Source organism: Pseudomonas sp. LY-1 (assembly GCF_053502595.1).
This window is the reverse complement of record NZ_CP094353.1, coordinates 5570878-5596230: the sequence shown is the minus strand read 5'-3', so window position 1 is coordinate 5596230 and position 25353 is coordinate 5570878. Positions and strand designations below refer to the sequence as shown.

21 protein-coding genes are annotated in these 25353 nt (G+C 62.5%); 8 read left to right on the top strand and 13 right to left on the bottom strand.

Going from position 1 to position 25353, the window contains the following annotated elements; genetic code table 11:
* Positions 1-2 precede the first annotated feature (2 nt).
* Positions 3-566 (top strand): NAD(P)H nitroreductase, encoded by a 564-nt coding sequence (locus tag MOQ67_RS25630; RefSeq protein ID WP_253398549.1) that lies wholly within the window; start codon positions 3-5, stop codon positions 564-566.
* A 91-nt stretch (positions 567-657) separates the two neighbouring features.
* Here MOQ67_RS25630 and MOQ67_RS25625 read toward each other — a convergent pair whose 3' ends face one another.
* From MOQ67_RS25625 to gap, 7 genes are all read right to left on the bottom strand, one after another.
* A complete protein-coding gene (locus MOQ67_RS25625; RefSeq protein ID WP_448675692.1) occupies positions 658-2796 on the bottom strand; it encodes a methyl-accepting chemotaxis protein in 2139 nt (712 codons plus the stop codon).
* 135 nt (positions 2797-2931) lie between these two features.
* Positions 2932-3333 carry a YbaN family protein gene (locus MOQ67_RS25620; protein WP_448675691.1) on the bottom strand — a complete coding sequence of 134 codons (402 nt, stop codon included), beginning with the start codon at positions 3331-3333 and terminating at the stop codon, positions 2932-2934.
* Between the two features lie 99 nt (positions 3334-3432).
* The gene (locus MOQ67_RS25615) at positions 3433-4041 is read right to left on the bottom strand and encodes a biliverdin-producing heme oxygenase (protein ID WP_253398543.1); all 609 of its coding nucleotides are present in this window, start codon (positions 4039-4041) and stop codon (positions 3433-3435) included.
* A 141-nt stretch (positions 4042-4182) separates the two neighbouring features.
* A complete protein-coding gene (locus MOQ67_RS25610; RefSeq protein WP_448675690.1) occupies positions 4183-6744 on the bottom strand; it encodes a TonB-dependent receptor in 2562 nt (853 codons plus the stop codon).
* A gap of 116 nt (positions 6745-6860) precedes the next feature.
* Positions 6861-7829 carry a FecR family protein gene (locus tag MOQ67_RS25605; RefSeq protein ID WP_448675689.1) on the bottom strand — a complete coding sequence of 323 codons (969 nt, stop codon included), beginning with the start codon at positions 7827-7829 and terminating at the stop codon, positions 6861-6863.
* Positions 7830-7903: 74 nt separating this feature from the next.
* Positions 7904-8422: an RNA polymerase sigma factor gene (locus tag MOQ67_RS25600; RefSeq protein WP_253398536.1), complete on the bottom strand. Its 519-nt coding sequence runs from the start codon at positions 8420-8422 to the stop codon at positions 7904-7906.
* 199 nt (positions 8423-8621) lie between these two features.
* Complete coding sequence (gene gap / locus MOQ67_RS25595; protein ID WP_253398534.1) at positions 8622-9623, bottom strand: type I glyceraldehyde-3-phosphate dehydrogenase; 1002 nt, start codon at positions 9621-9623, stop codon at positions 8622-8624.
* A gap of 221 nt (positions 9624-9844) precedes the next feature.
* Between gap and edd the strand changes: the two genes are divergently transcribed.
* From edd to MOQ67_RS25575, 4 genes are all read left to right on the top strand, one after another.
* Positions 9845-11671, top strand: a complete 1827-nt coding sequence (gene edd, locus MOQ67_RS25590) for a phosphogluconate dehydratase (protein ID WP_247406374.1) — start codon at positions 9845-9847, stop codon at positions 11669-11671.
* Positions 11668-12627 (top strand): glucokinase, encoded by a 960-nt coding sequence (locus MOQ67_RS25585; RefSeq protein WP_253398531.1) that lies wholly within the window; start codon positions 11668-11670, stop codon positions 12625-12627. The genes edd and MOQ67_RS25585 overlap by 4 nt, the downstream gene beginning before the upstream one ends.
* 123 nt (positions 12628-12750) lie before the next feature.
* The gene (locus MOQ67_RS25580) at positions 12751-13485 is read left to right on the top strand and encodes a response regulator (protein ID WP_448675688.1); all 735 of its coding nucleotides are present in this window, start codon (positions 12751-12753) and stop codon (positions 13483-13485) included.
* Between the two features lie 31 nt (positions 13486-13516).
* On the top strand, positions 13517-14944 hold the full coding sequence (locus tag MOQ67_RS25575; RefSeq protein WP_162231530.1) for an ATP-binding protein: 1428 nt from the start codon (positions 13517-13519) through the stop codon (positions 14942-14944).
* Positions 14945-15074: 130 nt separating this feature from the next.
* Here MOQ67_RS25575 and MOQ67_RS25570 read toward each other — a convergent pair whose 3' ends face one another.
* Positions 15075-16004, bottom strand: coding sequence for an AraC family transcriptional regulator (locus MOQ67_RS25570; protein ID WP_247404449.1), 930 nt, complete (start codon positions 16002-16004; stop codon positions 15075-15077).
* Between the two features lie 327 nt (positions 16005-16331).
* Here MOQ67_RS25570 and MOQ67_RS25565 point away from each other — a divergent pair, with 327 nt between their 5' ends.
* Together MOQ67_RS25565 and MOQ67_RS25560 are read left to right on the top strand one after the other, a co-directional pair.
* Entirely contained in the window at positions 16332-16673 is a 342-nt protein-coding gene (locus MOQ67_RS25565; protein WP_253398525.1) for an antibiotic biosynthesis monooxygenase family protein, read from the top strand.
* An 8-nt stretch (positions 16674-16681) separates the two neighbouring features.
* On the top strand, positions 16682-16960 hold the full coding sequence (locus MOQ67_RS25560) for a hypothetical protein (RefSeq protein ID WP_253398523.1): 279 nt from the start codon (positions 16682-16684) through the stop codon (positions 16958-16960).
* Between the two features lie 107 nt (positions 16961-17067).
* On the opposite strand, the gene MOQ67_RS25555 is transcribed toward MOQ67_RS25560, so the two are convergent.
* The 5 genes from MOQ67_RS25555 to MOQ67_RS25535 form a co-directional block, all read right to left on the bottom strand.
* Positions 17068-17700, bottom strand: a complete 633-nt coding sequence (locus MOQ67_RS25555; protein ID WP_448675687.1) for a flavin reductase family protein — start codon at positions 17698-17700, stop codon at positions 17068-17070.
* A 189-nt stretch (positions 17701-17889) separates the two neighbouring features.
* Positions 17890-19209 carry an MFS transporter gene (locus tag MOQ67_RS25550; protein WP_321848858.1) on the bottom strand — a complete coding sequence of 440 codons (1320 nt, stop codon included), beginning with the start codon at positions 19207-19209 and terminating at the stop codon, positions 17890-17892.
* A 216-nt stretch (positions 19210-19425) separates the two neighbouring features.
* Positions 19426-20751, bottom strand: coding sequence for a sigma-54-dependent transcriptional regulator (locus tag MOQ67_RS25545; protein ID WP_448675686.1), 1326 nt, complete (start codon positions 20749-20751; stop codon positions 19426-19428).
* A complete protein-coding gene (locus MOQ67_RS25540; RefSeq protein WP_321848856.1) occupies positions 20745-22511 on the bottom strand; it encodes an ATP-binding protein in 1767 nt (588 codons plus the stop codon). Before MOQ67_RS25540 ends, MOQ67_RS25545 begins: the two co-directional genes overlap by 7 nt.
* Positions 22512-22616: 105 nt before the next feature.
* Positions 22617-24140 carry a fumarate hydratase gene (locus MOQ67_RS25535; protein ID WP_253398505.1) on the bottom strand — a complete coding sequence of 508 codons (1524 nt, stop codon included), beginning with the start codon at positions 24138-24140 and terminating at the stop codon, positions 22617-22619.
* Positions 24141-24358: 218 nt separating this feature from the next.
* Between MOQ67_RS25535 and MOQ67_RS25530 the strand changes: the two genes are divergently transcribed.
* Positions 24359-25303 carry an iron-sulfur-binding ferredoxin reductase gene (locus tag MOQ67_RS25530; RefSeq protein ID WP_253398503.1) on the top strand — a complete coding sequence of 315 codons (945 nt, stop codon included), beginning with the start codon at positions 24359-24361 and terminating at the stop codon, positions 25301-25303.
* Positions 25304-25353 lie beyond the last annotated feature (50 nt).

Below are 25353 nucleotides of genomic sequence, written 5' to 3'. Positions count from 1 at the left end.
CAATGCAGGCTCTCGACGCTTTGCTCAACCGTGTTTCCGTGCCGCGCCTGCTGGAACCGGCACCGACCCAGGAGCAGCGTGATGTGCTGTTCGCCGCCGCCATGCGTGCGCCCGATCACGGCCAGTTGCGTCCTTGGCGGTTCCTCACCGTGGAAGGCGCGGCCCGTGAGCAGTTGGGCACGTTGCTGGTCGAAGCCGCCCGTGTGCAAGACCCCGACGCCCCGCAGGCCGCCCTCGACAAGGCCCAGAACGGCCCGATGCGCGCGCCGTTGGTGGTGGTGGTGATTGCTCGCCTGCAGGAACATTTCAAGGTGCCGAAATCCGAGCAGTTGCTGGCGGCGGCGTGTGCGGCCCATGGCATCCTGCTGGCGGCCTATGCCCAGGGGATTGGTGCGGTGTGGCGCACCGGGGATTTGTCCTACTCGGCCCATGTGGCCAAGGGGCTGGGACTCAAAGAGGGCGAGGAAGTCATTGGCTTCTTGTACCTGGGCACGCCGCAGAACCCGCCGCGTACTGCGCCGAAAGAGGATGTGGCGGCGTTTGTCACGGCCTGGACCGGCCTGTAGGAGCGAGCTTGCTCGCGGACACCGCGTTCATCCAGGATGCACGCGTGATCGTTGACGTTCTTCGCGAGCAAGCTCGCTCCTACAGTGTTGTTTACACCCTGAACTGATCCATCAGTTTCATCTGCTGGCTGGCCAGTGCATTGAGTTGGCTGCTGATGGCCGCTGACTCCGTGGCCTGGCCGGTGAGGGTCTCGGTCACGGTGCGGATCGCCGACACGTTGCGGTTGACCTCTTCGGCCACGGCACTCTGTTGTTCGGCGGCGCTGGCGATCTGCAGGTTCATGTCGCTGATCACCGTCACCGCGTCGCTGATCTTGCCCAGCGCCTGCACGGCCTGATGGATCTGCCCGGCGTTGCTCTGGGCCTGCTGCTGGCTAGAATGCATGGTCGCCACCACGCCACGGGTGCCGCTCTGGATGCGTTCGATCACCTGGCGAATTTCCTCCACCGAATCCTGGGTGCGTTTGGCCAGGTTGCGCACTTCGTCGGCCACCACCGCAAACCCGCGGCCGCTTTCCCCGGCGCGTGCCGCTTCGATGGCGGCGTTGAGCGCCAGCAGGTTGGTCTGCTCGGCAATGCTGCGGATCACTTCCAGCACTGAACCGATCTGTTCGCTGTTGACGGCCAGCGCTTCGACTTCGCCCACGGCCTTGCTGACTTCATTGGCGAGCGTGGTGATATCTCGAGTGCTCTGCTCGATGATCGACATGCCTTCACGTGCCGACTGATCGGCCCCGCGCGCCGCGCTGGCGGCGTTGGAGGCGCTGTTGGCGACGTCATGGGCGGTGGCGCTCATTTCATTGGACGCCGTGGCTACCTGGTCGATCTCGCGAAACTGCACCTGCATGCCTTCGCTGGTCTGGCGCGCAATGGCCGAAGACTGGTCGGCCGTGCCACGGGCTTCGGTGATGCTTTGCTTGATCTGCGCGATGGTCGGTTGCAACTTGTCGAGGAAACGGTTGAACCAGATCACCAGCTCGCCCAGTTCATCTTTCTTGGCATAGGCCAGGCGCTGGGTGAGGTCGCCGTCGCCGCTGGCGATGTCCTTGAGCATGGCGGCCACGCTGTTGATCGGCCGGGTCACGCCGGTGGCGGTCAGCCAGATCAGCAGCAGGCCGAGCAATGCGGCGACGGCCGCCACCAGCAAGGCCTTTAGCGTGCCGTTGGCGTGGGCCTTGTCGAGTACGGCTTGCAGCTTGACGTTATCGGCCAGCAAAACGGCCTTGGACAACTTGATCACCACGCCCCAGGACTTGGCGTCGGCAAGCGGTTTGACCGGGTACACCGCGCGGATGGTGTCGTCCTGTTCGTGAATCGTGCGGTTGTCGCTGGCCAGCAGTTGCACGATGTCTTTGCCTTCGGCACCCAGGGTGTCGATCAGGTTCTTGCCGACTTTGGCCGGTTCGCCACTGTAGGCGGCGATCAAACCGGTGCTGGAGATAATTCCCAGCTGCGCCGTACCGTTGAACAGGTCTTTCTGCGCGGCATCGGTGGTCGCTTGCAAGGCACCGAGGGCAATGTCGACGCCGATGACGCCGATGACTTTACCGTCCACCAGCAGCGGCAGGGCAATGGTGGTCATCAGCACAAGCTTGCCGGCCACCGTGTCTTCATACGGGTCCAGCAGGCAAGTGCGGCGGGTGTCGCGTGGGCAGGTGTACCAGATGTTGTAGGGCGTGCCGTTGAGGTTAGGGGTGGTCTTGTTCAGGTCCTCTTCGGCCAGCATCGTGTTCAAACCTTCGCCGCCGGCGCGGCTCCAGTAGCTGGAGAAACGGCCTTTGTCGTTGGAGGCATGCGCCTTGTCGTCGATAAACTCGCTGTCCTTGCCCTCCAGCCCGTTGGGCTCGAACGCCAGCCAGATCCCCAGCACCTTGCTGTTGCGTTCGAACGCGGTTTTCAGGCTCTGGTTGAGTTCTTCGCGCAGCGCGCCGGGTTCGAGGGACCGCTTGGCGCCCAGGTTGCGCAGGTCTTTGACCTGATCGGCGAGAGCAGTCAGCGCCACCAGGCTGTCGCCGAAGGTTCTCTGCAGTTGCACCGCCTGTTCGGCGGCCTTGGCTTGCAGCAGTTGTTCGACACTGGCGGTGAGCATTCGTGAGCTTGAGTCGCTGACCAACGCGTCGTTCTGCGCGGTGTTGTAAATATTGATGCCGACCACCAGCCCAATCACTCCCAGCAGGCAGAGGCCGGACAGCAGCACGATTTTCAAGCGGATGGAGAGGGTATCGAACATAGCTTCACTCACGGATGGACTTGTTGGTATGCGAGCTGGGCCAAGTCCATTCGGCGCCTTATCCGGAACATCGGCGCAGCCAGGGGTTTCATGAGGGGGAGGCGATGAACGGTAGGAAAACGCCTACATTCCGCGTTATACGGGGCGTGCGAGCCGTTCCGGACGGGACCAGATCCACAGGTTGCCCAGGCTCATTCCGGCGATGGTCAGGTAGATCGGCCAGCCGTGATCGAGCATCACCAGCATCAGGCCGGCGCAGAGCAGCATGCTGGCGGTGGCGCTGATTTTGGCACGGCGCGCGATGATCTTGCCGTTGCGCCAGTTGAACAGGATCGGCCCGAACAGGCGGTGGTTTTCCAGCCAGGCGCTGAGGCGCGGCGAGCTTTTAGTGGCAGCCCAGGCGGCCAGCAGGATGAATTCGGTGGTGGGCAAACCCGGCACGACAATCGCGACCAACCCGATGCCCAGGCTGACATAGGCCAGCAGGCCGAAGAGGAGCTGGGCGATTTTCGAGGTGGATTGGGGTTTGCCGGTCATGGGTGCGTGCAACGTAGGGATAACAAAAAATCGGCTTGGAATGAGATCTAATTGTGGGAGGGAGAAAGCCCCTCCCACCGATCGCATTTCAATCGAGTATCAGGCCAGTTCAGGGGCTGTAGCGTAAGCCTGTTCGAGCAACACCGTGAAGCGCATAAACGCATTGATCGCGCCTTTTTCCACATCGGCCTCTTCTTCGGCGCTCAATTCCAGGCTGTCGAGGGTGCGGGTGAAGCGCTTCCAGCCTTCGGCACGACCGCCGGCCGGCTCGCCGAGGTGGCGGGCGCCGAAGGTTTCGCTCAGGCCCAGGCCCACGGCACGCTTGATCAGGAACGCGGCGCCCAGCTTGGAGCCTTCGGAGACGAACAACCAGCCCAGGGCTTCGGCTTTGCTCGGGTTCTGCACGGCACCGGGGACAGGGGCCGGGACGTCGGTGTCCAGGTCGGCCAGGTCCAGCCTGGCGGCGTCGGCGCGGCAGCGTTCGGCCAGGTCGGGAACGATCTTGATCAGGTCGGCATCGTTGTACAGCGCCACCAGTTCCGACTGGAACAGGTACTGCGCCACCACGAAACGCGCGAAGTTGGGCTGGGTTTCAAACGGCGCGTGCGCCTTGACCAGCGCGTCGAGCCGGGTGTGCGGCGCGGTGGTGATCTGGTTCAGGCGCTGGGAGCGCAGGCTTGGGCGTTCTGCGGAAGGAGAAGCGGTCATGAAAAAGTCCTTGAGAAGGGGAGCGCCGTGATGCCCTGGGGCGTGGCTGGGCGGTTAGTAACTAGACGAACAAGAAGACGCGGCACAGTAAAAAATCCTCACCTCATCGCTGATTAATTCCGACGAGGCGAGGCGGGTTGATCAGATGTCCCAGACCACATTGATCGCGAAGTTGCGACCGGGCTGGGTCAGGCGGTCAAGGTTGGCCGGGCCGGTGACACCGGCTTCGCCGACGCTGTCGTAGCTGCGCACGTCATCCCAGTTCCAGTACTTCTTGTCGGTCAGGTTGTAGAGCCCGCCGTTGAGCGTCACGTCCTGGGTGACTTTGTAGAAGGCGGTCAGGTCGACCACACCGAAGCCAGGGGTCTTGAACGGGCCGTCGGTGCTGCCGTCGGGAGCGTGGAAGCTGCTGCTGTCGACGCGATTCTGTTTTTTCACCAGCGTCCAGCTCAACAGGCCACCGTAGTTGTCCTGTTCGTAACCCAGGCCGAATACGCCTTTGAGTGGGTTGACGCTGTTCAGTGGCTCGCCGCTGTCGTCGTTGCGCCCGTAGGCGTAGGCAATCGACCCCTGGGTATACAGGCCCTGAGGCGCGCCGAAGGCGTCGAGGTTCAAGCGGCCCTTGGCTTCCGCGCCCTTGATGGTTGCGCGCTTGATATTGACGGCCTGGAACTGTTCGACGGTGCCGCCGACGACCGCGTTGTCTTCGTCGATAAAGTCGCGGTACTTGGTGTAAAACACTGCGATGTCGAAGGAGCCCGCGTCGAACTTGCCGCGAATCCCGGTTTCAATGCCTTTGCTGGTTTCCGGCTTGAGGTCGGGATTGGGCTCGACGGTGTAGCCCAGGTTCAGGTTTTCAAAGCGTCCGTACAGCGCCTTGGCCGAGGGCGTGCGGAAGCCTTCGGCGTATTGGCCAAACACGGTGTAGTGATCGGTCAGGGCGTAAGTCAGGCCGAACTTGGGGGTGACACGGTGCCAGGTTTTTTCCTTGTCGCTCACCGGGTATTGGCCGGTCGGGTTGACGTTGCTGAGGAATTCCTGGGTCAGCTTGGGTTTGAGCCGGGTGTAGTCATAACGCACGCCGGGCAGGAAGGTCCATTTGTCCCACGCGATCTGATCCTGGGCAAACAGCGAATAGGTGTTGATGGTTGGGTCCGGGAAGTCGCTGGTCTTCGTCACGCTGTCGCTGGCCGTTGGGCTGGGCGCGCCAATGGCTGTGCAACCGGCGCCGACGGCGAGGCAAGTGGCCGCGCCCTCGCGGGAGCCGGTGACTTTCTGCTGCTTGAGCGTGGTGCCGTAGGTCACTTGGTGATCGGTGTCGCCGAGGCTGAAAGCCTTGTCCAACTGGGCATCGAATATCCACTGCTTTTCTTCGTAAAGCGTGTCGCGGGTGCGCAATACCCGACGGCCCGCCTGGTAGATTTCTGCGGTGGTCTGGTCGGTCTTGGCGATCTGGTAATTGAGGCTGGTCTTGATGCGATCAGCCATGGGCGAGTTGAGGGCGAAGGTATTTTCCAGGCCGAAACGTTCGCGGGTGATGGTGTCGTTGCCCCGTCGGTCACGGTAGAGATTGAAGCCTTGGCCGCCGACGAACGGGCCTCCCACCGCATTCTTCAGGTTGACGTCGCGATCGTCCTTGTACTTCTCGTAAGTCAGGCCCAGACGGTTGTCATCGCCATAATTCCAGCCCAGCTTGGCCAGCACGTTGGTGGTGCGCGCCTCCTCGGGGTTGGCGCCAGTACGGGCCAGGCCGGTGGCGTTGTTGCCGTCGTAGGCTTCGGTTTCATGGCCATTGCGTTGGCTCAGGTGCAGCAAACCGTCGACGTCCTGTACGCGGCCGGCGACGGTGGCGGAGGTCAGCCAGCTTTCATCGGCGGAGCTGTAGCCGGTCTTGAGGCGGGCGCCGACGTCCTGGCCGGGCTTGATGATGTCGTCTGGGTCGAGGGTGAAATAGCTCACCGCGCCGCCGATGGCGCTGCTGCCGTACAGGGCTGACGCCGGGCCGCGCAGGATTTCCACGCGCTTGACGATTTCCGGGTCGACGTAGTTGCGACGGGTCTTGGCGTAGGGGCCGTTGAAGAAGTTGTCCGGCACTTCCACGCCATCGACCTGGGTGAGGATGCGGTCGCCGTCGATACCGCGAATGTTGTAGCCCGCGTTGCCGGCGCGGGTGCCGGCGCCACCGACCGAGACGCCGGGTTCGTAGCGCACCAACTCGCGGATGTTGTTGACGTTCTGGCGGTCCAGCGCTTCACGCTCATGCACGCTGACGGTGTTCGGTACGCTGTTGACGTCCTGCTCGTTACGGGTGGCGCTGATGGTCAACTGTTGCAGGTTGAGGACGCTGCCGGCAGCGCGCTTTTCCAGGGCGATGCTGCTGTTGCCGAGTTTGCGGTAGCTCAGGTTGGTCCCCATCAACAAGCGCTCCAGGGCTTTTTCCGGCGACAGCGCACCGCGCACGCCAGGCGACGACACACCCTGGCCCAGCTCCGCCGGCAGGCCGACTTGCCAGCCGGTCACGGCGGTGAAGGCATTGAGTGCCGCAACCAGCGGCTGCTGTTCGATGCTGAAACTGTAGTTGCCCTGGCTGCGGGCGGTGGGTTCGGCGGCGGCGGCCATCACCGGCGCACCGGCCAGCAGGATGGCGGCGGTCAGCAAGGACAGCACGGGCGAAGAAGACCGGCGATTGAAACGAGAGGACATCGAAAGCGCTCCGGAGATACGAATCTTATAGTTGCGAACCGATTCAAATGGGAATCAGTTGCATTGGCTAAGACGAGACGTACCGCCGAGCGTTATCGAGTAAAAATAATTCTCATTTAGTTCAGGATCACCAGTGCCGGGTATTCAGAGAGCTTGGCCGAGGTGATGTGGGCCAGGGAGCGCACCACGTCCAACGGCTGGTCGAGGCGGTAGTTGCCGGTGACGGCGACGCTGGCGAGTTGCTCGTTGGTGTTGACGATCCAGCCTGGGTAATAGCGGCGCAATTCGGCGAGCACTTCGCTCATCGGGCAGTTTTCGAAAATCAGCCGGCCCTGGACCCAGGCCAGGTCTTTGTTGGCATCGAGTCTGGCGGGTTGGCCGAAACCCTTGGGGCCGATGCGGATGCTTTGCCCGGCGCTCAGGCGCACGCGGGCATCGTCGAAGGTGTTGCTCAGGTCGACATCGCCGCGCTGCACCTGCACCTGGGCTTCGCCATTGAGGTAACGCACGGCGAACGCGGTGTCGCGCACGCTGGCGCGCACGGGGCCGGCGTCGACTTCAAGGGGCAGGCCGCGGTTGGGCGTCACCTCGAAAAACGCTTCGCCCTGGTAGAGGCGGGCGATGCGCTGGTGGTCTTTGATGCTGCTGGAGAACGCCGAATCGGTGTTCAGCAAGACGTTCGAGCCCTCGTCCAATTGCAGGCGCTGGCGTTCACCCACCACGGTGAGGTGGTCGGCTTGCAGGCGTACCGGTAGGTTGCTGAAGCTGAACAGCCCGAGCATCAATACGGCGGCGGTGGCCAGTGGTTTCCAATGCGGCTTGATGCGGCGCCAGGCGCTGGGCTTGCGCGGTGCCGCCAAGGCGACGGCGGCGCTGTGGACGGGCGCGCCAGCCCAGGCCGCCTGGGCTTTGCCGAAGGCCTGGGCGCGCGCCGGATCGCCGGCCAGCCAGGCTTCGAACGCGGCCTGCTGCCCGGGTTGCGGGCACTGCAAGGCGATCAGCCAGTCGAGGGCCTGGTCCATCGCCGGGTCTTGCAACACCTCATGAGCCAGCGCATGGGGGCGCAGTTTATTCGGGTCCGTCACGGTGTGCCTCGGGTCTTCGCCGCGTTCTATTTATCTTTCCTACAGCCTGGATCGACATTTCTGTCGGATGAAGCTTAAGGCTGATCCAGCCGTTCGGCCACACCTACACAGATGGCCATGATCAATTTCAGTTCCTTTTGCACCGTGCTCAAGGACACTTCCAACTGATCGGCAATCTCCTGGTAGCTGCAACCGTGCAGGCGGCTGAGGATGAAGATCTGCTGCTGGCGCGCGCTCAACTGGCCGAGGCTGATGCTCAGGTGCTCAAGCAGTTGCTCGGCCTGGGTCGCGTCTTCGGGCGTGCTGATGGGGGCGGCGACGCTTTGCAGGACGTCCAGCGGGACATCTTCCTGCAGTGTGCGCGCCTGTATCCTGCGCGAACGCAAGTGATCCAGCGCGAGGTTGCGCGCGGTCTGGTAGACGAAGGGTTCGAGGTGATCGATCGGCCGCTCGCCCAGGGCCCGGGTCACGCGCAGGTAGGTTTCCTGCAACAGGTCCTCGGCGGTGCTGTGGTTGTTCACCATCCGCTGCAAGGTGCGTAGCAGAATCACCCGTTGGGTGAGAAAGACTTGGTTGAAGCGAGATTGGCTCACAGCGATACCGGACCGATTTGCAGTTAATGATAATGCGTATCATCAACGAAAATGGCAAGTGACTGTTTCTCTGGGCCTCGACCGATCAAATGTGGGAGGGAGCTTGCTCCCGATTACGGAATGTCAGTCAACACATGCATGACTGATACACCGCCATCGGGAGCAAGTCGAATCGTCGGACCGCCCCTCCCACAAAAGATTACTCGGCGCTGCAGAGCGCCAGGCAGTTATCCAGCATGCGGTTGGAGAAGCCCCACTCATTGTCGTACCAGGCCAGTACTTTCAGCAGTTTGCCGCTGGACTTGGTGTGGTTGGCGTCGAAGATCGACGACAGCGGGTTGTGGTTGAAGTCACTGGAAACCAGCGGCAGGGTGTTGTAGCCGAGGATTTTCGAGTGCTGGCTGGCTTCCTTGAGCAGCGCGTTGACTTCCTCGGCCGTGGCGTCTTTTTTCAACTGCACGGTGAGGTCCACCAGCGATACGTTGATCACCGGCACCCGCACGGCCATGCCGGTCAGCTTGCCCGCCAGTTCCGGCAGCACCAGGCCGACCGCTTCGGCGGCGCCGGTCTTGCTCGGGATCATGTTCTGGGTGGCCGAGCGCGCGCGGTAGGGGTCGGTGTGGTAGACGTCGGTCAGGTTCTGGTCGTTGGTGTAGGCATGGATGGTGGTCATCAGGCCGCTTTCGATGCCCAGCTCGCGGTGCAGCACTTGGGCCACCGGCGCCAGGCAGTTGGTGGTGCAGGAGGCGTTGGAGATGATCTGGTGGGATTGACGCAAAATGTCATGGTTTACCCCGTAGACCACGGTGGCATCCGCGCCTTTGGCCGGGGCGGAGATGATCACCTTGCGCGCGCCGGCGCTAATATGGGCGGCAGCCTTGGCACGGTCGGTGAACAGGCCGGTGCATTCGAACACCACGTCGATATTGTGCGCAGCCCAGGGCAGGTCGGCCGGGTTGCGAATGGCACTGACGGCGATCCGGTCACCATTGACGGTCAGGCTTTCCTGATCGTGGGCGACCTCTGCATCGAAAGTACCGTGGACGGTGTCATATTTGAGCAGGTGGGCATTGATCGAACTGTCGCCCAGGTCATTGATGGCGACGATCTGCAAATCCTGGCGATAGCCTTGGGTATACAGTGCGCGCAAGACATTGCGGCCGATACGGCCAAAACCATTGATTGCGATTCGAAGAGTCATTGGAAGCTGCCTGTCGTCGATTTGTTGTAAGAATTACAAGATTATTCGCATAAAAATAGAAAACAAGCCTTTTTAATGGCAATATTTTGTTCAATCTACAACGAGTGACCTGAATCAACTGGTCCGATGATCCAAACGACTCCCTGCCATCCCATGTGCTGCGGGCGTTTGATCAGCATAGACGCTCAGGTCGCCACATCCGCTAGCCTGGAGTTCTACACATGCATCCCCGCGTTCTTGAGGTCACCGAACGGCTTATCGCCCGCAGTCGTGCTACCCGCGAGGCTTACCTTGCACTCATTCGCGGCGCAGCCAGCGACGGCCCGATGCGCGGCAAGCTGCAATGCGCCAACTTTGCCCACGGCGTGGCCGGTTGCGGCACCGAAGATAAAAATAGCCTGCGCATGATGAACGCCGCCAACGTGGCAATTGTTTCGTCATATAACGACATGCTCTCGGCGCACCAGCCGTATGAACATTTCCCTGAACAGATCAAAAAGGCCCTGCGCGAAGTCGGTTCGGTCGGCCAGTTCGCCGGCGGCACGCCTGCCATGTGCGACGGCGTGACCCAGGGCGAACCGGGCATGGAGCTGAGCCTGCTCAGCCGCGAAGTCATTGCCATGTCCACGGCGGTAGCGCTGTCCCACAACATGTTCGATGCGGCGCTGATGCTGGGCATCTGCGACAAGATCGTCCCCGGCCTGATGATGGGCGCCCTGCGCTACGGCCATCTGCCGATGATCTTCGTCCCCGGCGGGCCAATGCCCTCGGGCATCTCCAACAAGCAGAAGGCCGACGTGCGCCAGCGCTACGCCGAAGGCAAGGCCAGCCGCGAAGAGCTGCTGGAATCGGAGATGAAGTCCTACCACAGCCCCGGCACCTGCACCTTCTATGGCACCGCCAATACCAACCAGTTGCTGATGGAAGTGATGGGCCTGCATTTGCCCGGCGCCTCGTTCGTCAACCCGTACACGCCGCTGCGTGACGCGCTGACCCGCGAAGCCGCGCATCAGGTCACGCGTCTGACCAAGGCCAACGGCAACTTCACGCCGATCGGCGAGATCGTCGACGAAAAATCCATCGTCAACGCCATCGTCGCGCTCAACGCCACCGGCGGTTCCACCAACCACACCCTGCACATGCCGGCCATCGCCATGTCGGCGGGTATCATCCTGACCTGGCAGGACATGGCCGACCTCTCCGCAGTGGTGCCGACCCTGTCGCACGTGTATCCAAACGGCAAGGCCGACATCAACCACTTCCAGGCGGCGGGCGGCATGTCGTTCCTGATCCGCGAACTGCTCGAAGCCGGCCTGCTGCACGAAGACGTCAACACCGTGGCCGGCAAGGGCCTGAGCCGCTACACGCAGGAACCGTTCCTGGTCGACGGCGAGCTGATCTGGCGCGACGGCCCGATCGAAAGCCTCGACGAAGCCATCCTGCGCCCCGTGGCCCGTGCGTTCTCGCCGGAAGGTGGTTTGCGCGTGATGGAAGGCAACCTCGGCCGTGGCGTGATGAAAGTCTCCGCCGTGGCCCCCGAGCACCAAATCGTCGAAGCCCCGGCGGTGGTGTTCCAGGACCAGCAGGATCTGGCCGATGCGTTCAAGGCCGGCCAGTTGGAAAAAGACTTTGTCGCGGTGATGCGCTTCCAGGGGCCGCGCTCCAACGGCATGCCCGAATTGCACAAGATGACCCCGTTCCTTGGCGTGTTGCAGGACCGTGGTTTCAACGTGGCGCTGGTGACGGACGGGCGCATGTCCGGCGCCTCGGGTAAGATCCCCGCCGCGATCCATGTCAACCCCGAAGCCCAGAGCGGCGGGCCGCTGGCGCGCGTGCGCGATGGCGATATCATTCGCGTGGATGGCGTCAAAGGCACCTTGGAGCTTAAGGTGGACGCCGCAGAATTTGCAGCGCGCACACCTGCCACGGGCCTGTTGGGCAATAACGTGGGGGCCGGTCGCGAGCTGTTTGCCTTTATGCGCTTGGCCGCAAGCTCCGCAGAGCAAGGCGCCAGCGCCTTTACCTGTGCCTTGGAGACGCTTAAGTGAAACTTGCGCTGGTCGGTGACATCGGCGGTACCAACGCCCGTTTTGCGTTGTGGCGGGATCAGGCACTGCATTCGATCCGGGTGCATGCCACCGCGGATCATAAATGCCCGGAGGACGCGATCAAGGTCTACCTCAAGGAAGAAGGCCTGGCGATCGGCGACATCGGTGCGGTGTGCCTGTCGGTGGCCGGGCCGGTGAGCGGTGATGAATTTAAATTCACCAACAACCACTGGCGCTTGAGTAAGACTGCGTTTTGCAAGACCTTGCAGGTGGATGAACTGCTGCTGGTCAATGACTTCTCGGCCATGGCCCTGGGCATGACCCGCTTGAAGCCCGACGAATTCCGCGTGGTCTGCCCTGGCACGCCGGAACCGTTGCGCCCGGCGGTGGTGATCGGTCCGGGCACCGGCCTGGGCGTCGGCACCTTGCTCGACCTGGGCGGCGGCCGTTGGGCCGCGTTGCCGGGGGAGGGCGGGCATGTCGACCTGCCCCTGAGCAGCCCGCGGGAAGCCCAGCTGTGGCAGCACATTTACACTGAGATCGGTCATGTCAGCGCCGAAAGCGCCTTGAGTGGTGCAGGTTTGCCACGGGTGTATCGGGCGATCTGTGCGGTGGATGGTCACACGCCGGTGCTGGATACGCCGGAAGCGATCACGGCGGCAGGCCTGGCCGGCGACCCTGTCGCGATGGAAGTGTTGAACCAGTTCAGTATCTGGCTGGGCCGCGTAGCCGGTAACAACGTGCTGACCACCGGCGCACGGGGCGGTGTGTATATCGTCGGCGGGGTGATCCCGCGGTTTGCCGACTTCTTTATCCACAGCGATTTTGCCAAGAGCTTCAGTGACAAAGGCTGCATGAGTGACTACTTCAAGGGCATTCCGGTGTGGCTGGTGACGGCGCCGTATTCCGGGTTGACCGGGGCGGGTGTGGCGCTTGAACAGGCATTCGCCATGTAGGAGCGAGCTTGCTCGCGAAGAATGTTGACGATAACGAAGCGCATCAGGTGATACGCGGCAGCCTCAGGATTTTCGCGAGCAAGCTCGCTCCTACAGCATGGCCATAACAACAAGGAGGGCCCCGTGAGCGTATTCAGTAAATCGATTCTCCTCGTCGACGACGACCAGGAAATCCGCGAATTGCTGCAAACCTACCTCAGTCGCGCCGGTTTCCAGGTACGTGGCGTGCCGGACGGTGCGGGGTTCCGTCAGGCGATGGACGAGGCGCCGTGCGACCTGGTCATCCTCGATGTGATGTTGCCGGACGAAGACGGCTTCAGCCTGTGTCGCTGGATTCGCCAGCACCCGCGCCAGGCGCAGGTGCCGATCATCATGCTCACCGCCAGTTCCGACGAAGCCGACCGCGTGATCGGCCTGGAGCTGGGCGCCGACGACTATATCGGCAAGCCTTTCAGCCCCCGCGAGTTGCAGGCGCGGATCAAGGCACTGTTGCGCCGCTGCCAGTTCGGCCAGGAGCGCGGCGGCAGTGGCGACGTGTTGGCGTTCGATGAATGGCGCCTGGACACGATCAGCCACCGACTGTTTCACGTCGACGGTGAAGAGGTGATCCTCTCCGGTGCCGACTTTGCCCTGCTCAAGCTGTTTCTCGACCACCCGCAACAAATCCTCGACCGCGACACCATCGGCAACGCCACCCGTGGCCGCGACCTGATGCCGCTCGATCGGATCGTCGACATGGCCGTCAGCCGCCTGCGCCAACGCCTGCGCGACACGGAAAAACCGCCGAGGCTGATCCGCACCGTGCGCGGCAGCGGTTATCAACTGGCAGCCAGCGTGGTTGCCGGCAATGCCCATTGAACACCTGAGCGAACGGCGCCGCCGCTTCCCGGTGCCGCGCTCGCTGCTGGGGCGCATGCTGCTGCTGACCTTGCTCGCGGTGCTGTTCGCCCAGGCGCTGTCCAGCGTGATCTGGGTTTCGCAATTGCGCGCCACCCAGCTCGAAGGCCTGGTCACCAGCGCCCGTAGCCTGGCGCATTCGATGACGGCCAGCGTGAGCTATTTCCGTTCGCTGCCGGTGGCTTATCGCCCGTTGGTCCTCGACCAATTGCGCAGCATGGGCGGCACACGTTTTGTGGTGACGCTCAATGACCGCCCGCTGGACATGGCGATCTTGCCGCAGACCCCGCGCAAGCAAGCGGTGCTCAAAGCGGTCGATGAAGTGTTGCGCCAGACCTTGGGCGCCGATGTGCATATCTCGGTGGAGTTCGTCAGCGCCGAAGACCTGCGCATCTTCAATGCCGGATTGAAACTCGATGAGCTGCCACGCTCCTGGGCGCATTACGCGTTGACCCTGGAGCCGGTGAACCCGCCGGTGCTGGTCACCCAGATCCAACTCGCTCCCGGCGAATGGCTGTACATCGCCTCGCTGTTGCCCGAGCCGTACACCAGCCTCGAAGAGCAAGGTCTGCCGTCGCAGCAAGTGTGGTTTATCGTGCTGACCAGCGGCTTTTTGCTGCTGTTCATCGGCCTGTTGGTCCACTGGCAGAGCCGGCCGCTCAAGCGCCTGGCGCGGGCAGCGCGGGACATGTCGCTGGGCGCCGACGTGGAGCCGGTGGCCGAAGGCGGCGGCAGTGAAGTGGTGGAAGTGGGGCGCGCCTTCAATGCCATGCGCGAACGCATCAGCCGTTACCTCACCGAACGCAGCCAGTTGTTCAGTGCAATTTCCCACGACTTGCGCACACCGATCACACGCCTGCGCCTGCGGGTCGAATTGCTCGAAGATGAAAACCTGCAAACCAAATTCGGCCGCGACCTGGATGAGTTGGAGTTGCTGGTCAAAGGCGCGCTGCAGTGCGTGAAAGACACCGACATCCACGAAAACATCGAGCCGGTCGACCTCAACCATGTGCTCGACTGCCTGGTGGAACCGTACCTGGCGCCCAACGGCAACGGCCGCGTGACCCAGCATGGGCGCGCGTTGGCGCCGTATCCGGGCAAGCCGCTGGCGCTCAAGCGCTGCATCGGCAACCTGATCGACAACGCATTGAAGTACGGGCAGAACGCCCATTTGCATATCGAGGACGATGGCGCGGAGTTCATCCTGCACGTCGACGACGAAGGCCCCGGCGTGCCGGAACAGCGCCTGGAGCAAGTCTTCGAACCGCACTTCCGCCTCGCCGGCCAGCAGCAGGGCTACGGCCTGGGCCTGGGCATCGCGCGCAACATTGCGCACAGCCATGGCGGCGAAGTGAGTTTGCAGAATTTGCGCGAGGGTGGCTTGCGGGTCACCTTGCAACTGCCCCGAACCCTCGACTAAAGAACACCATCGGGCAAATGTGGGAGGGAGCTTGCTCCCGATAGCGGTGCAACAGTCAGCTTATCTTTAGCTGACTCACCGCCATCGGGAGCAAGTCGCACCACCCCTCCCACATCTGATCGGCAGTGAATCACACGCTCTGACGCAACCTCGCCAAATCCCGCAGCGGCGGCGCACCAAACAACCGGCTGTACTCGCGGCTGAACTGCGACGGGCTTTCATACCCCACCCGATACCCCGCCGCGGAGGCTTCCAGCCCTTCGGCAATCATCAGCCGCCGCGCTTCCTGCAAGCGCAACTGCTTCTGGTATTGCAGCGGGCTCATGGCGGTGATGGCTTTGAAACGGTGGTGCAAGGTCGAGACGCTCAGGTTCACTTCCTTGGCCAGGTCATCGATGCGCAGCGGCTGTTCATAGTTGCCATTGAGCCATTTGATCGCCTGGCTGACCCGATGACTCTGACTGTTGGCCACGGCGATTTCATACAGCCGGTAGCCCTGCGGCCCACGTAACAAGCGGTAGAGAATTTCGCGGCTGATTAACGGCGCCAGCATCGCAATGTCTTTGGGCGAATCGAGCAAGCGCGTCAAGCGCAGTACGGCGTCGAGCAGTTGGTTGTCGATGCGGTCGACGTACATCCCACGCGGGGTCGGGCGCGACGGCACCCCCATCGGCCCGGCTTCTGCGATCAGGGCGGTGAGCTGCGCCGGGTCGATGTTGATGCGGATCGACAGGTTAGGGTCTTGCGGAGTGGCATCGATGATCCGCCCGGCCACCGGCATCGACACCGAAAACACCAGGTAATTGAGCGGGTCATAGGCAAAAATTTCGTCAGCCAGGCGCACTTCCTTGCGGCCGTTGGCCAGGATGCACAAGGCGGGTTCCACCAGCACCGGGCTGAAGTCGCGCGGCGTGTTGTGGCGGTTCAGGAACAGTGACGTGATCGCCGTACCGTAGGAGCCGTCTTCCCAGGTATGCCGATGCACGATGCTGGCCAGTTCGGCGCGCTGTTTTTCCATCTCGGCATCGAGGGGCATGGACTTGGGTTCGGGCGACGACATGGGACGTCCTCTGCAGGCTTTTTTGATGGGCTCAGCTTAGCGGCGGCTGTTCAAACCATGGTATGTCGATTCTGCACAATCCTTGCCTGATCCTGCGACACATCGTGAATCAGGCAAGCAGGAGAACGGTCATCGCCCTGAAATATGGCGTCTGCCTGTGGAATAAAACCGGCGGGCAATCGTTCTGTCTACGCTTTTCGCAGGATTGTGCAATAAGCCGGCAGGAATCGACTAACCGCGCCTCGACCTGCGCCGTTATCTTTGATCCTGTGGCAACACGCCCTCACCGTGCTTGCCGAGCATCACTTCTCAACGGGAGAGTCGAACATGTCCACCCCCATTCCCGCGAGCCATATGGCCTTTATCCGCGCCCGCAGCGGTTGCAGCACCGAACTCGGTGCTCGCTTGAGCAGTTTGATCGAACCGGGCCGTCAGGCTCAGGGTTGCCTGCAATTTTCGTTGCAGCATTCCCAGGTCGACCCTGATGTCTGGCTGGTCTCGGGCTTCTGGAGCAGCGAACAGGCGATGAGTGCCTACTTCAACTCGCCGGCCCTGATGATCTTCTCCGAGCTGTTGAACGACATGGTCGTGCGCAGTATGGACTTCCAGACCTTCACCGATGCATCCGCCGCCAATGCCTACGGCGAGTACCTGCAACTCGCCGGTTAGGGTTTAGAATGGCCGACTTTCCATTGGCCAGGACCTGCAACATGGCACGTAAACAATTTGCTCACCACGAAGCCGTTTCCGCCGTAGTACCGGGCGAAGGGGGCTACAGCGCCGCCGTCGCCGTCAAGGCGCTGGATGGTATGGGCGCACCGCAGTTTCACAAGATCCTGGATGGACAGAGGTTCAAGACGGCGTCCGATGCCGACGATGCGGCGACGCTGCAACTTGAGTGTCTGGTCGATGTGGATCAAGACGGCCAACTGGCCTGGGCAACCGGCGCCAACTAATGTGGGAGGGGGCTTGCCCCCGATGGCGGTGTGTCAGTCAGCCTATCTGTAGCTTCAACTCCGCTATCGGGGGCAAGCCCCCTCCCACATTTTTTATTGCACTGCAGTCAGGGTTTGTTGGCGCCTGGGCGATACATTTTGAACAGCGCCTCAGGGCCCACTTGGAAGTAATCCGCCGGGCCGCCGCCACGCAGGATCGGTTCGGCGGCGGCGGTGTCGTAGATCCCATCCTTGAGCAGCCACTTGGCAATATGCACCGCGACCACCTCGCCCAGCACCAGCCAACTGGGTACCAATACCTGGTCGGCGCGCTGCAGTTGGATGATCTGCGTGACCTTGCACTCGAACGACACCGGGCTCTCGCCCACCCGCGGCACGCCGACGATCTTCGAGGCCACCGGCGTCAGGCCGGACAACTCGAACTCATTCACCTCTGGCGGTACGGCGGCACAGCTCTGGTTCATCTGCTCGGCCAACGGGCGGGTGGCCAGGTTCCACACAAACTCGCCGGTCTGTTCGATATTGTTCAGGCTGTCTTTGCGCCCGACGCTGGAAAACCCAATGATCGGCGGAATGTAGTTGAACGCATTGAAGAAACTGTAGGGCGCCAGGTTCAGGCGACCTTGGCTGTCGTGGGACGAAATCCAACCGATCGGCCGTGGGCCAACAATGGCATTGAACGGGTCATGGGGCAGGCCGTGGCCGTTGGCGGGTTCGTAGTAGTAGCTATCGTCAGACATCGCCGGGGTTCCTGCTGCGCTTTTCTGGGGGCCGTCATAGTGCAAGCCATGGCGGCGAATTTCCATCGGCCTTATGGAATTTTCATTCCACCCTGAGCGAAGCACTGTTCACGTGTCCTGAAGAGCAACGTGCGGGAGGGTCGGTGCGACGATTCGACTTGCTCCCACATGTGTTACCGCATCCAGCCGTTAGTCAGTGGTGATCCGCGAATGCTTGCGGGTGTCCTTCATGGTCACGTAGACCACCAACGACACCGCGATACACGCAGTCACGTACCAGTAGTAGCCGGTTTCCAGGCCGATGCTCTTGAACCACAGCGCGATGTATTCAGCGGTGCCGCCGAAGATCGATACGGTCAATGCATACGGCAGGCCCACGCCCAGCGCGCGGATTTCGGTGGGGAACAGTTCTGCCTTCACCACCGCGTTGATCGAGGTGTAGCCGCTGACGATGATCAGCGCCGCCATGATCAGGAAGAACGCGCCCCACCAGCTCTGGATGGTGTGCAGGGTGGTGAGGATCGGCACGGTGAACAGTGTGCCGAGGATGCCGAAGGCGATCAGGATAGGACGCCGGCCGACCTTGTCCGACAGCGCGCCGACCAGGGGTTGCAGGCACATGAACAGAAACAGCGTCGCCGCCGAGATGGTGGTGGAGTCGGAAATGCTCATGCCGACGGTGTTCACCAGGTACTTCTGCATGTAGGTGGTGTAGGTGTAGAAGGCCAGGGTGCCGCCCATGGTCAGGCCGACCACGGTCATCAGTTCCTTGGGGTGGCGCATCAAGGTGCGCATCGCGCTTTCCTTGGCTTTTTCCTTTTTGGTGAACGACTCGGTTTCTTCCATGCCGCGCCGCAGGTACAGCGCGACCACTGCGCACAGGGCGCCGATGGCGAACGGGATACGCCAGCCCCAATCGTACAGTTGCTCGGTGGTGAGGGTCTGTTGCAGCACGATCAGCACCGCCAGGGCAATGAGCTGGCCGGAGATCAGGGTCACGTACTGGAAGCTGGAGAAGAAACCGCGACGTTCCTTGGTCGCCATTTCACTCAGGTAAGTGGCCGAGGTGCCGTATTCGCCACCGACCGACAAGCCTTGCAGCAGGCGGGCGAACACCAGCAGGATCGGCGCACCGACGCCGATGGTTTCATAGCCCGGGCTCAGGGCGATGATCAGCGAGCCGAAGCACATCAACAGTACCGAGGCCATCAACGCGGCTTTACGCCCGGCGCGGTCGGCATACAGGCCCATCAACCAGCCGCCGATCGGGCGCATCAGGAAGCCCACGGCGAAGATCGCAGCGGTGTTGAGCAGTTGGGCGGTGGTGTCGCCTTTGGGGAAGAAGGCTTTGGCGAAGTACAGCGAGAACGCCGCGTAGACGTACCAGTCGTACCACTCGACCATGTTGCCGACCGATCCGCTGAAGATCGATTTGATGCGGCTGGAGGTGGTGCGTTCTTTCGCCGGCGCAGCCGCCGACCCCAGAGGCAAGGTATTGGAGTTATCCATTGAAGGATCCTTCAGATAGTTGTTTTTATGGAGCGTGCCTGAGCACAGCCTGATTGGGGCTGTAGCAGGAGCTGTGCCAGGTGGGGGAAGGCCCGGTCTAGAAGGGTTTGCAGGTTTTTTTGAGCGGAAAGCCGCTGATGGTTTTGGGCTGGTTGAGCGGAAATCCGCTTATGGTTTGCCGGCGATGGGGTCTTTGAAAGCAACCCACAGCATGGCCTAGAGAAACATCTCCCGCACCAACCCATGCCGCTGCATCTTCTCATTGAAGGTGCGCCGGGGCAGTTGCAGCTCGGCCAGCACTGCCTTGATATCGCCTTTGTGCCGGGTCAGTGCGGCTTTCAGGCAGTGGGCCTCGAAGGCTTCCTGTTGCGCCGCCAATGATTGCCCGGCCTCGATGCCTTCGGGCTCTGGCTCGCCAAGCCCCAACACCTGGCGTTCGGCGACGTTGGCCAGTTCGCGCACGTTGCCCGGCCAGTCATGGCTGAGCAGGCGCCCCAGTTGCGCGCCACTCAGCGGTTCAACGGTGCGGCCCAGGCGTTCGGCGGCGCTTTGCGCAAAGTGATCGAACAGCAGCGGTATATCTTCACGACGCTCGCGCAGGGGCGGCAGGCGCAGTTGCGCGACGTTCAGCCGATAGGCCAGGTCTTCGCGAAAACGCCCGGCGCGGGCCTCGTCCAACAGGTCCGGCTTGGTCGCGGCAATGATGCGCAGGTCGACGTGGATACTTTGGTTGGAGCCCAGCCGCTCCAACTTCTGCTCCTGCAACACGCGCAGCAATTTGACTTGCTGGACCAGGGGCATGCTTTCGATTTCATCCAGAAACAGCGTGCCACCGTGGGCGTATTCCAGCTTGCCGATACGCTTGCCCTGGGCCCCCGTAAACGCGCCGCTCTCGTGGCCAAACAGCTCGGCTTCAAACAACTGCTCGGGGATCGCCGCGCAATTGAGCGCGACAAAGGCTTTCTTCGCCCGCGGGCCGAAGTCGTGCAGGCAGCGGGCGACCAGTTCCTTGCCGCTGCCGGTCTCGCCGCGGATCAGTACATTGACTGGGAGTGTCGCCAGGTCCAGCACCTGGCGGCGCAGGTTCTGCAAGCTGCGGGACACGCCCAGCAGGCTGTTTTCCAATTGTGTCCGATGATCGGCCTGTTGATGCAGGCGGCGGTTTTCCAGGATCAGCCCGCGTTTATCGAGGGCGCGGCGTAGGCTGTTGAGCAGGGCTTCGGGGCTGAAGGGTTTTTCCAGGAAGTCGTAGGCTCCGTCGCGCATGGCTTCGACGGCCATCGGCACATCGCCATGGCCGGTCAGCAGGATCACCGGCAAGTCGGCATCGCGCCGCCGCACTTCGGCCAGCAGTTCCAGGCCGCTGAGGCCGGGCATGCGCACGTCGCTCAAAATCACCCCGGGAAAGTCCTTGGGCAGTTGCGCCAGGCAGGCCTCGGCGCGACTGAACAACTGCACTTCAAACCCCGACAGGCTCAGCCACTGCTCGACGGCCGTGCGAATGCTGGCTTCGTCATCGATCACAATCACCGCATTCAACATAGCTCCGGCGTCTCCAGCGCGATAGGCAGGGTCAGGGTAAACACCGCTCCGTCGCCACGGTTAGCGACGCACAGGCGCCCACCCAGTTCGTGCACGATAGCGTAGGACACCGCCAGCCCCAGGCCGAGCCCATCGCCCACGGGTTTGGTGGTGAAGAAGGGGTCGAACACGCTGTTCAGGTGTTCTTCGGCGATGCCTCCGCCGCTGTCGCTGACGGTCAACTGCCACAGTTGCTCATCGGCGTGCAGGCGGATTTCCAGGCGTTTGCGCGGTTTGTTGGCCATGGCGTCGAGGGCATTGCGCAGCAGGTTGATCAGTACCTGTTCCAGGCGGATCGCGTCGCCACGGACCCAGGCGGGACGGGTCAGGTCCAGCACGGTGCCGATGCCTTCATCGCGCAGGCGTGCGTCGAGCAACTCCAGGGATTGGTCGACCACCTTGGCCAGGTCCAGGCGTTCGCGCAGGCCGCTGGGGCTCTTGCGGGCGAATGTCTTGAGATGGCCAGTTAGCGCGGCCATGCGCGTGAGCATGTCGTCCAGTGGCGTGAGCGCCTTGTAGGCATCGCCCACGCGGCCATGGTCCAGCAGCAGGCGCAGGGTCGCCAATTGCATGCGCTGCGCGGTGAGTGGCTGGTTGATTTCATGGGCGAGGGCCGCAGACATCTGCCCCAGCGCCGCCAGCTTGGCCGATTGCACCAAGCCATCCTGGGCCGTGCGCAGCGCCTGGGTGCGCTCCTCGACCAGCTGTTCGAGCTCTTCGCGGCTGCGCTGGCGCATGCGGGCCAGACGCCAGCGCTGGGTCAGAAACAGCACCAGGAACACCAGCGCCAGCCACGAACCGGCGGCAGCGAGGCCGGCGTTGCGTTGGTCTTCGAAGGGGAACTGAGGTTTGCGCAGCAGGTGCAAGGTCCAGCCTTCGGCCTTCAGCGGCAGGGATTCCCAGATGTAATTGGCGTTGCCATCGGGGCCGTTGACGCGCATCAGGTGGCTGTTTTCGTCGAAACGTTGCAGGGTCTGGGTCTTCAGCGGTTGCAATTGTTTCTTGTCGTATTGGCGGGTGGCCTGTAGTTCGGCCAGGTCGCTAGCCGACAGCGGGCGCAGGTTGCGATAACGCCAGCCCGGCTGGTTGGCGATAAACACGATACCGCGGGCGTCGCTGACCAGCAGCAGGTCGTTACCCTGGGCCCACTCACGCTCGAGTTCGGGGAATTCCAGCTTGACTACCATGGCACCGAGGAACTGCTCGTGTTCATCGAGCACTGCGCTGGAAAGGAAATACCCCGGCACGCCGGTGGTCACCCCGACCGCATAAAAGCGCCCGGTGCCCTGGCTCCGGGTCTGGCTGAAATATGGCCGGAACGCGTAATTGTGCCCGACGTAGCTGCTCGGCAGGTTCCAGTTGCTCGCGGCCACGGCCAGGCCGGTGCGGTCCATCAGTTCCAATGTGGAGGACTGTGCGGCGCCGTTGATACGTTCCAGTTTACGGTTGAGCACGTCCTGGGTCGCGGCATCCAGCGGGCCTTTCAGCGCGCTGATCATTTCCGAATCCAGCGCCAGCACGGCGGGCAGCGCGCGGTAGCGTTCGATCAGGGTGTGCAACGAGTTGCCGTATAGCATGAGCTGCTGATTGGCGCGTGCGGCATCGTCGACCAGGGCCTGGCGTTCGGCGTGGCGCGTGGCCAAGGCGGCGGCCAGCACCGCACCGGCGATGATCAATAGGGAGTAGGCGGTCAGGCGCAGTGGACGGGGGATTGCGATCATACGGGTATGAACAGCTGCAATTAGGGGGGAGCACCATAGCATGCGCCATAAAAAAGGCGACTGGGCTGTGTAGCCGCAATCGCCTTTATCGGTGCGAAGAAGCGCTTACTGCACTTCTACCGCCAGGCTTTCACTGATCTTTTTCTGCCAGATGGCAGGACCGGTGATGTGGACGGATTCGCCTTTGCTGTCCACCGCGACGGTGACCGGCATGTCTTTCACTTCGAACTCGTAGATCGCTTCCATGCCCAGTTCGGCGAAGGCGACAACGCGCGACTTCTTGATGGCTTGCGCCACCAGGTAAGCAGCACCACCCACGGCCATCAGGTACACGGCCTTGTAATCCTTGATCGCTTCGATGGCGGTCGGGCCGCGCTCGGATTTGCCGATCATGCCCAAAAGGCCGGTTTGCTCGAGGATCTGACGAGTGAACTTGTCCATCCGCGTCGCAGTGGTCGGGCCAGCCGGGCCAACCACTTCATCGCGCACCGGATCAACCGGGCCAACGTAGTAGATGAAGCGACCTTTGAGGTCCACTGGCAGGGTTTCGCCCCTGTTCAGCATCTCGACCATGCGCTTGTGCGCGGCGTCGCGACCGGTGAGCATCTTGCCGTTGAGCAATACGGTTTCGCCCGGCTTCCAGCTCTGCACGTCTTCCGGGGTCAGGGTGTCGAGGTTGACGCGACGGGCCGACGGGCCGGCTTCCCAGACGATTTCCGGGTAGGCGTCCAGCGAGGGTGCTTCCAGCGATGCCGGGCCCGAACCGTCGAGCACGAAGTGCGCGTGACGGGTGGCGGCGCAGTTGGGGATCATGCACACCGGCAGGGAGGCGGCGTGGGTCGGGTAGTCCATGATCTTCACGTCGAGCACGGTGGTCAGGCCACCCAGGCCCTGGGCGCCGATACCCAGTTGGTTGACCTTCTCGAACAGCTCCAGGCGCATCTCTTCGATACGGTTGGACGGGCCGCGCTTTTTCAGCTCGTGGATGTCGATGGATTCCATCAACACTTCCTTGGCCATGACGGCGGCTTTCTCGGCGGTGCCGCCGATGCCGATGCCGAGCATGCCCGGTGGGCACCAGCCGGCGCCCATGGTCGGAACGGTCTTGAGCACCCAGTCGACGATCGAGTCGGACGGGTTGAGCATGGCCATTTTCGACTTGTTCTCGGAACCACCGCCCTTGGCGGCCACATCCACTTCCACGGTGTTACCCGGGACGATGGAGTAGTGGATCACCGCCGGGGTGTTGTCCTTGGTGTTTTTACGCGCGCCCGCCGGATCGGCGAGGATCGAAGCACGCAGGACGTTTTCCGGCAGGTTGTAGGCGCGACGCACGCCTTCGTTGATCATGTCGTCCAGGCCCATGGTGGCGCCGTCCCAACGCACGTCCATGCCCACGCGCACGAACACGGTGACGATACCGGTATCCTGGCAGATCGGGCGGTGGCCGGTGGCACACATGCGCGAGTTGATCAGGATCTGGGCGATGGAGTCACGGGCTGCTGGCGATTCTTCGCGCAGGTAGGCTTCGTGCATTGCCTGGATGAAGTCAACGGGGTGGTAGTAGGAAATGAATTGCAGGGCGTCGGCAACGCTCTGAATCAGGTCGTCTTGCTTGATCACGGTCATGAGTCGCGCTCCTCTATAAGGGAACATTCAATAAAGGTGGCTTCAGTGGGGTGTATCGGTCGGCTGAAACCACCTTTCCAAGGCACGCCGAGTGATGCTGGCGCGACGCTAAAAAGGCGCGGCAGTATAACCCGGCACGGTGGCCGATACACCCGACTATGGTCAAACTCTGCCGGGCGTGATTCCCTGTGTACGCATTTTTTGATCCGAGACCTTGTATGCCTGAACTGCACGTCGGCGAACGCCACTGGTCGGTCTCCACCGGCAGCAACCTGTTGGATGCCCTGAACCAGGCCGGCGTCGCCGTGCCCTACAGTTGCCGCGCCGGCAGTTGCCATGCATGCCTGGTACGTTGCCGGGGCGAGGTCGAGGACCTGCAGCCCGACGCCCTCAGCCCGGCGCAACGCCAGGATGGCTGGCGCCTGGCCTGCCAGTGCCGGGTGACGGCGGACCTGCAGGTCGAAGCGTTTGATCCGAGCCGTGACGGCGTGTCGGCCGAGGTGGTGGGCGTGGATTGGTTGAGCGCGCAGGTGTTGCGCTTGCGCCTGCAACCGGAGCGTGGCCTGCGCTACCGGGCCGGGCAGCATCTGGTGCTGTGGGCGGGGCCGGTGGCGCGCCCGTATTCCCTGGCCAGCCTGCCTCAGGAAGATCCGTTCCTGGAGTTTCATCTCGATTGCCGTCAGCCCGGCGCATTCAGCGATGCCGCTCGACAGTTGCGCGTCGGTGACCGCCTGCGCCTGGGCGAACTGCGCGGCGGCGCGCTGCAATACGACCCCGACTGGCAATCCCGGCCGCTGTGGCTATTGGCTTCCGGCACCGGCCTGGGCCCGTTGTGGGGGGTGTTACGGGAGGCATTGCGCCAGGATCATCAAGGCGCGATCCGCGTGATTCACCTGGCCCACGATGCCAGCGGTCACTACTTGGCCGAGCCCCTGGCAGCGCTGGCCGCCCGCCATCCGAACCTGACGGTGGAGCTGTGGACGGCGGCGGACTTGACCCCGGCATTGGCGCAACTGCGGCTGGTTTCCCGGCAAACGCTGGCCTTGCTCTGCGGGCATCCGGCCAGCGTCGAGGCGTTTTCCAAGCGCCTGTTCCTGGCGGGGCTGCCGCGCAATCAACTGCTGGCCGATGTGTTCCTGTCCCGGTCGATTGCCGGGCGCTGATGACGCCATCGCAGGCAAGCCCATTACCGTGCGCTGCAAAGCAAAAAGCC

Coding starts and splice junctions, on each gene's coding strand:
- MOQ67_RS25550 (WP_321848858.1), bottom strand. CDS start 19,209: ATGGATAACTCCAATACCTTGCCTCTGGGGTCGGCGGCTGCGCCGGCG.
- MOQ67_RS25555 (WP_448675687.1), bottom strand. CDS start 17,700: ATGTCTGACGATAGCTACTACTACGAACCCGCCAACGGCCACGGCCTG.
- MOQ67_RS25620 (WP_448675691.1), bottom strand. CDS start 3,333: ATGACCGGCAAACCCCAATCCACCTCGAAAATCGCCCAGCTCCTCTTC.
- MOQ67_RS25545 (WP_448675686.1), bottom strand. CDS start 20,751: ATGTTGAATGCGGTGATTGTGATCGATGACGAAGCCAGCATTCGCACG.
- MOQ67_RS25565 (WP_253398525.1), top strand. CDS start 16,332: ATGTCCACCCCCATTCCCGCGAGCCATATGGCCTTTATCCGCGCCCGC.
- MOQ67_RS25570 (WP_247404449.1), bottom strand. CDS start 16,004: ATGTCGTCGCCCGAACCCAAGTCCATGCCCCTCGATGCCGAGATGGAA.
- MOQ67_RS25535 (WP_253398505.1), bottom strand. CDS start 24,140: ATGACCGTGATCAAGCAAGACGACCTGATTCAGAGCGTTGCCGACGCC.
- MOQ67_RS25625 (WP_448675692.1), bottom strand. CDS start 2,796: ATGTTCGATACCCTCTCCATCCGCTTGAAAATCGTGCTGCTGTCCGGC.
- MOQ67_RS25530 (WP_253398503.1), top strand. CDS start 24,359: ATGCCTGAACTGCACGTCGGCGAACGCCACTGGTCGGTCTCCACCGGC.
- MOQ67_RS25540 (WP_321848856.1), bottom strand. CDS start 22,511: ATGATCGCAATCCCCCGTCCACTGCGCCTGACCGCCTACTCCCTATTG.
- gap (WP_253398534.1), bottom strand. CDS start 9,623: ATGACTCTTCGAATCGCAATCAATGGTTTTGGCCGTATCGGCCGCAAT.
- edd (WP_247406374.1), top strand. CDS start 9,845: ATGCATCCCCGCGTTCTTGAGGTCACCGAACGGCTTATCGCCCGCAGT.
- MOQ67_RS25560 (WP_253398523.1), top strand. CDS start 16,682: ATGGCCGACTTTCCATTGGCCAGGACCTGCAACATGGCACGTAAACAA.
- MOQ67_RS25610 (WP_448675690.1), bottom strand. CDS start 6,744: ATGTCCTCTCGTTTCAATCGCCGGTCTTCTTCGCCCGTGCTGTCCTTG.
- MOQ67_RS25630 (WP_253398549.1), top strand. CDS start 3: ATGCAGGCTCTCGACGCTTTGCTCAACCGTGTTTCCGTGCCGCGCCTG.
- MOQ67_RS25615 (WP_253398543.1), bottom strand. CDS start 4,041: ATGACCGCTTCTCCTTCCGCAGAACGCCCAAGCCTGCGCTCCCAGCGC.